Origin of the sequence: Xanthomonas arboricola pv. guizotiae (assembly GCF_002940205.1) — a bacterium.
GTDB classification, from domain to species: Bacteria; Pseudomonadota; Gammaproteobacteria; order Xanthomonadales; family Xanthomonadaceae; genus Xanthomonas; species Xanthomonas arboricola_C.
In genome coordinates, this window is record NZ_MDSK01000071.1 from 1 (window position 1) to 5,629 (window position 5,629).

At 62.7% G+C, this 5,629-nt stretch carries 6 protein-coding genes and 3 pseudogenes; 3 read left to right on the forward strand and 6 right to left on the reverse strand.

Translation table 11 applies throughout. From position 1 onward, the window contains the following. Both XarbCFBP7408_RS21495 and XarbCFBP7408_RS21500 read right to left on the reverse strand, forming a co-directional pair. Positions 1 to 212 (reverse strand): DUF4158 domain-containing protein (locus XarbCFBP7408_RS21495; RefSeq protein WP_146093819.1); only part of this gene is annotated, 212 nt, incomplete at its 3' end. A 20-nt stretch (positions 213 to 232) separates the two neighbouring features. Continuing rightward, positions 233 to 1,189: pseudogene (locus tag XarbCFBP7408_RS21500) on the reverse strand (site-specific integrase); the annotation flags it as partial. A gap of 192 nt (positions 1,190 to 1,381) precedes the next feature. On the opposite strand from XarbCFBP7408_RS21500, the gene XarbCFBP7408_RS21505 reads away from it, so the two are divergent. Beyond that, positions 1,382 to 2,437, forward strand: a complete 1,056-nt coding sequence (locus XarbCFBP7408_RS21505; RefSeq protein ID WP_104564650.1) for a DNA-binding protein — start codon at positions 1,382 to 1,384, stop codon at positions 2,435 to 2,437. Between the two features lie 391 nt (positions 2,438 to 2,828). Next, positions 2,829 to 3,419: a XopAF/AvrXv3 family type III secretion system effector gene (xopAF, locus tag XarbCFBP7408_RS21510; protein WP_308673920.1), complete on the forward strand. Its 591-nt coding sequence runs from the start codon at positions 2,829 to 2,831 to the stop codon at positions 3,417 to 3,419. 120 nt (positions 3,420 to 3,539) lie between these two features. Here the strand turns inward: xopAF and XarbCFBP7408_RS22575 are convergent, their stop codons facing one another. The 4 genes and pseudogenes from XarbCFBP7408_RS22575 to tnpA all read right to left on the reverse strand — a co-directional run. Continuing rightward, positions 3,540 to 3,740, reverse strand: a complete 201-nt coding sequence (locus XarbCFBP7408_RS22575) for a hypothetical protein (protein ID WP_143692193.1) — start codon at positions 3,738 to 3,740, stop codon at positions 3,540 to 3,542. Between the two features lie 187 nt (positions 3,741 to 3,927). After that, positions 3,928 to 4,200, reverse strand: coding sequence for an IS66 family insertion sequence element accessory protein TnpB (gene tnpB, locus XarbCFBP7408_RS23580; RefSeq protein WP_005918020.1), 273 nt, complete (start codon positions 4,198 to 4,200; stop codon positions 3,928 to 3,930). Further along, positions 4,194 to 4,325, reverse strand: coding sequence for a hypothetical protein (locus XarbCFBP7408_RS23330; protein WP_258072289.1), 132 nt, complete (start codon positions 4,323 to 4,325; stop codon positions 4,194 to 4,196). The genes tnpB and XarbCFBP7408_RS23330 overlap by 7 nt, the downstream gene beginning before the upstream one ends. A gap of 88 nt (positions 4,326 to 4,413) precedes the next feature. Further along, a pseudogene (tnpA, locus tag XarbCFBP7408_RS23585) lies at positions 4,414 to 4,542 on the reverse strand (IS66 family insertion sequence element accessory protein TnpA); the annotation flags it as partial. 246 nt (positions 4,543 to 4,788) lie between these two features. Between tnpA and XarbCFBP7408_RS21525 the strand changes: the two are divergent. Continuing rightward, positions 4,789 to 5,174 (forward strand): annotated as a pseudogene (locus XarbCFBP7408_RS21525) (DNA-binding protein); the annotation flags it as partial. Positions 5,175 to 5,629 lie beyond the last annotated feature (455 nt).

A 5,629-nucleotide genomic window follows, 5' to 3' on the forward strand; every position in this document is an offset into this window, starting at 1 on the left:
ACCGCCGGCGGGACTTCGTCCAACACGGGGAAATACCCCAGCCGTTGGAAGGTCTTGAGCAGGATCGTCAGCGTCAGGCGGTGCGCAGGCTGCCAGGTGTACTCGGCAACGAAGGCCACCTCAGCGTCGGTTGGCGTGTAGGCCGCAACCAGTTCGCGGACGACCGGGTTGCGTTTGAACTGCGGGTATGCGGTCCGTTCGATCGACGCCATCCAGCCCCTCAGGTCGTTGCAGGCCTTGGCAGCGCGGGCGCTTCGGGCAGACTGGCTTCGATGCGCCGGCGTGCGAAAGGATCGCCCCCATCGATGTAACGCATCGCCGAGTGCGCATCGCGCCAGCCGACGTATTCCATCAGGGCCTTCACGTCCCAGCCGTTGGCGTTGGCCCAGCCGGCGAAGCCGCGCCGCAACGAATGCCCACTGTAGGTATTCGGTGACGCCAAGCCGGCATCACCGAAGATGCGCCGGAGCAGCGGCACCAGACTATTGGGGTGCAAGGCGGTGTCGGCGAGACCACCCCACTGGTCGATTGCACGGAACACCGGGCCGTCGGTCAACGCGGCCACCGCGATCCAGCGCGACGTCGCAGCCACCGGGCACCAGCGCGACAGCGCCGGGACCTTGTAGGTGGTGCCGGCGTGCTGGCGATCGCTCTTGCTGTGCGGCAGGAAGCAGGTCATGCCTTCGCCCGGCACCAGGCGCAGGTGGTTCACCTGGAGGCGGGTGAGTTCATCGCCGCGGAAGCCGCGCCAGAAGCCGAGCAGCAGCAACGCGCGATCGCGCAGATGCCGCAGTTCTGCGGCGCGATCGCCGCGAGAGTGGGCCGCAGCCGCAGCGTCTTCCTGCCATGTCGTGACCTGGCCCAGCTGGGCGAGTTGCAGGGGCGTGGCGCGTTTTTCGACGCTCGGGTGCAGGGTCTGGATGCCCTTGAGCACTTGGCGCACCACCGGCGCCCGGGTCGGGTCGACAAAGCCGTGCACCTGGTGCCACTGCGCCAGTGCTGCGAGCCGGTGCCTGAGTGTGTTGAGCGCGAGTTGCCCGGCATAGGCGGCAAGGTAGCGCGCCACGTTGTCGGCGGTGGCCGGCAGGTGGCCGCCCCACTCGACCTCGAAATGGCGGGTTGCCGCAGCGTAAGCGCGTTCGGTGTTGGGCCGGGTGGCGGCTTCCAGGTACTGCCCAACGCTGATCATCGGCCCCTCCCAGTCGCCAGATGGGCCGGGGTGTACTGGCCCGCATGCGAGCTTAGCCGAAAAATCGGCCTTAGGCTGGATAATTCAACATTATCCCGCATGAGCTCAACGCCTATTGACGGTCCGTTTAACGCGTTGAGGAGTATGTAATTACATGGTATGTAATACGTTACGAAATACGTGGAGTGCCGGATGGCAAGGTCAGGGCTGTACAAAAGCGATGTGCAACGTGCCCGCGATCGCTTGCGCGCCACGGGCACGCATCCGTCCGTGGACGCGGTCCGGGTGGCGCTGGGCAACACGGGGTCCAAGACCACCATCCACCGCTATTTGAGGGAGTTGGAAGAGGAGGAAGGGCAGCGCCCCGGTGCCAAGGTGGCCATCAGCGACGCGCTGCAGGATCTGGTCAGCCGCCTGGCCGAGCGGTTGCACAGCGAGGCCGACACGGTCGTGGCGCAGGCCCAGGCGCGATTCCAGGCGCAGCTGCAGGAACGCACCCAAGCGCTGGAGCAGGCCCGGCAGGAGGCCGGCTCGCTCAGGACGCAGCTGCAACGCTGCGAGACCGCGCTGCAGGCCGAACGCGAGGCGGGCGACGCTGCCAGGAGCGAAGTGGCCCGCCGCACCACCGAACTGGCCCAGCTGGAGGAGAGGATCGCGGGCCTCACGGCGCGATTGGCCGAGCACGACGCCCATGCGAAATCATTGGAACACAAGCACGACCATGCCAGGGAAGCCCTCGAGCACTACCGCACCTCGGTCAAGGACCAGCGTGAGCAGGAACAGCGCCGGCACGCGCACCAGGTGCAAGAGCTGCAGGTCGCCCTACGGCAGGCCAACGAGGCATTGACCGCCAAGAATCACGACCTGATGCAGCTCAACCGGGAAAACGGCCAGTGGCTGGAACGCCATACCCGGCTGGAGCGGGAACTGGCGCAGGCATGCCAGCGGGCCGACGCCCAGCAAGGCGAGCGCGACGCACTGCGCCTGGCGGCTACGGAGTACCAAGCCCTGCAGGTGCGATGGACCATAGATGTCCAAGCGCTGGAAGGCGTGCGCGCCGAACTGGCTGCGGCGCGGACCGATCTGGTCGAAGAGCGCCAGCGCCGGGAACATGCCGAGGCAGACACCTTGCGGGCCACGGTACGTCTGAGCACGCTGGAACAGTTACTGGCGCAGCTGCGGCCAGCGCACTCCGTCGGCGAACCCGAAAACGCCATTTCAGCCGGTGCAATGACGGCAGGCAGATGATCAGCCGCTTGGCGAAGGCTCGGGAATCCTCCGCGTCAGTGCCTTCGTCGTCCCAGCCAGGACTTCGGTGAGCCAGCGCGAATCGGAAAGCTTCTCGCCAAACTTGCTTCTACAGTCACTGCAGGAGATCGACATGGGTCTATGCAATTCAAAGCCGAGCGTGGCAGGGTCACCTGCGCGTTATACAACCCACGCCACAGAGGCGGATCTAGGATCACCCTCATCTTCCTCTCATCAACCAGCAGCTTCAAATGCAGGAGCATTCGATGGTCTAAGCGGGCGCCCGCCAAGATTATCTCATCATCGACGGGCGAGGCGAGGTGGAGAATATACGCTAAGACAAGTTCCTATAGCTGACTATCAAGCAGAAAGAGGACACCCCGGTAATTCAATAAAAGATCGTAGCGGATCTTTGTTCCCGCGGGTTCGCGTGGACGGTGTTGATCCGGGATCCCCGTATAGCTTTGAGATAGATAGTTCAACTACAGTCAAAGTAGCAGGATTCAACGGCCTGACACCTAACCATGAAGGAACACGGCACCTTTACAGCACTGGAACCAGTCAAGTGAACATGCCTGTAGTTACCGACAATATGACCGCCTGTATTGCGGTCGCATGCGCTGCGGAGAAAATAGATTATTACACAGGCGAACGCATGCCGGGCGCGCGAGTTCGAGTATTCCATCTCCTACCTTTTAATCACGAAGACTTGCTGCCGGAAAACGTTATAGCGTCCATACGCGATTATATATATGACGTCAGGGCCAATGGCCTGACAATGCGCGTCGCAATGTATGGAGGAGATCGAGACGGTGATTTCTCAGTGAGCACGGCAGAGGCGCTGGAGCGCCTATTCAAGAGTGAAGGAATCCCCGTGGAATTCAATGAAACATGCGCGAATCGCAATTCAGATGCGTTGCTTGGTGCCGTCATTCTAAATGACAATTCAACCCAGTTCATAAAGCATTTGGTTGCTGCCTGACATAAATTCACTGACTAGATATCTTTTTGCGAAAATAATTTGATGGATTTTTCAGAGACGACTACTTGGCGATGGCCACTTGGGCCAGCACGCTGGCATCGGCCTGGCCGCGCTCGATGATCATGGCCGCCAGCTGCGCTCCACTGCGGCGATGTCGGCGGCCAGGGTCTGCTCGAACAGCTGGCGCGGGTCCGGATCCATGCGTTTGGTGCGCGCTGCGAACTGCAGGCGCTTGAGGCGGGCGATCTCGGCGATCAGCGCCGCGTTCTGGGTCTCGCGCACCTGGATGGCGCGGGTCCAGGGCCTAGATGCGGGCGTCACGGGCGTCTAGCTGCGCAGATTGGTGGGCGATGGTCTGCAGCGCCTGGTCGCGCTCGTCGAACGAGGCGTCGCGTTCATCGCACCATGCGCAGCCAGTGCCGCATCGCGCTGGGACTGCATCGCCAGCAGCGGCGCACGCAGCGCCGACGGGTCGTCGATGGCAGCGGCAGCGCCTCGATCCATGCCGTCAGCATGCCACTGTTACAGCGCCTTGGCACCTGCCATCGGCGGGATAGACAGCCGCTGCCAGTCCACGCCCGCGCACAGTCAGGCAAACTGCCCCCGGGCGGTCGCAGCACAGCAGCTTGATCCGCGTGGCAGCGCGATTGGCGAACACGTAGGCCTCGCCCTCTGCCGGGGTCCGATGCATCGCCGTTTGCGCCGCCAGCAGCAGCCGGTCGATGCCGCAGCGCAGGTCCGTGGGTGCGGTGACCAGCCACCAGCGCTGCAGGCTCAGCATGCGCCCAGCGCACGCAGTAGCCCGACCAGCCACGCCGGATCGACCTGCACCAGCGACAGCCGCATCCCGCCGGCCAGGTGCAACTGCACGGTGGCAGCCGAATCCGGCGCCGCAACCGGCTGCACGCGCAGCGGCAACTCCCCCGGCGGGCGCCACGGGGCCTTTGGCCAGCCTGCGCCGCCAATACCCGAAACTGGCCAGCGACAGGCCCTGCTCACGACACCACGCCACCTGGCTCAGCCCATTGACGCGCCACGCTTGCACATGCTCCGCCCACTGTTCGCGCTTGCTGTGCATCCAAAATCTCCGTTTGGAAAGAGCGGCTATGCAAGCGGTAGCCATGAGACTGAACTGGCGTGGCGGTGTAGTTCTGTTGCCCAAAAATATCCGCTAACTCACTGATGCAATGGGTGAAATGCAATTATGTGAGCTATTTTTACACGTATGTCGGCTGAACCCCTTTAATGCGTTGAAGAGCATGTAATTACATGGTATGTAATACGTTACGAAATACGTGGAGTGCCGGATGGCAAGGTCCGGGTTGTACAAAAGCGATGTGCAACGCGCCCGCGATCGCCTGCGCGCCANCCCTACGGCAGGCCAACGAGGCATTGACCGCCAAGAACCACGACCTGATGCAGCTCAACCGGGAAAACGGCCAGTGGCTGGAACGCCAGACCCGGCTGGAGCGGGAACTGGCGCAGGCACGCCAGCGGGCCGACGCCCAGCAACGCGAGCGCGACGCGCTGCGCCTGGCGGCCGCCGAGCACCAAGCCCTGCAGGTGCGCTGGACCGACGATGTCCACGCGCTGGAAGGCGTGCGCACCGAACTGTCGGCGGCGCGGACCGAACTGGTCGAAGAGCGCCAGCGCCGGGAACACGCCGAGGCGGACACCCTGCGGGCCACGGTGCGCCTGAGCACGTTGGAACAACTCCTGGCGCAGCTGCGGCCAGCGCGCCCGGTTGGCGAATAAGTAACGTCTGGGAAGGACGAACCCTCCCCAGACGCAAATAGTCAGTTGCAGTGCGAGCGTGCAACCCAGTTCACAGGGGACGCCGGGAGCCAGTTACCCCTGTGGCGGATTCGACGTCGCATGAATACCCGGCTCGATCTTCCGTGATAAGAAATAGCGGCTGGCGACACTCAGCGCATGCAGTAGGTCGGGATGCTCAGCCTTTGAGTTTGCTCCACGTGGAGCCAAACCGCAGATGACGATTATTCAAGATCGATTCGGATTGTCTTGGGCAGGTTCCAGCTGCTTACAGCAGATACAACAACTCCAAACGCAGCAAGCAGATGACCAAGTCCGTGAAATGTTCCGCGCTGACAGCAAGTTAGGTCCTGTTAACGCTAGTGGCTGGGGAGGTTAAACTATTGGACATGGAGATCACGCCAGCACAATTTGCCCTCATCGAACATTGCTTACCT

Excerpts from the sequence above, each read along its gene's own strand:
- XarbCFBP7408_RS21505 (WP_104564650.1), top strand. The coding sequence starts at position 1,382 with ATGGCAAGGTCAGGGCTGTACAAAAGCGATGTGCAACGTGCCCGCGAT.
- tnpB (WP_005918020.1), bottom strand. The coding sequence starts at position 4,200 with ATGCTGAGCCTGCAGCGCTGGTGGCTGGTCACCGCACCCACGGACCTG.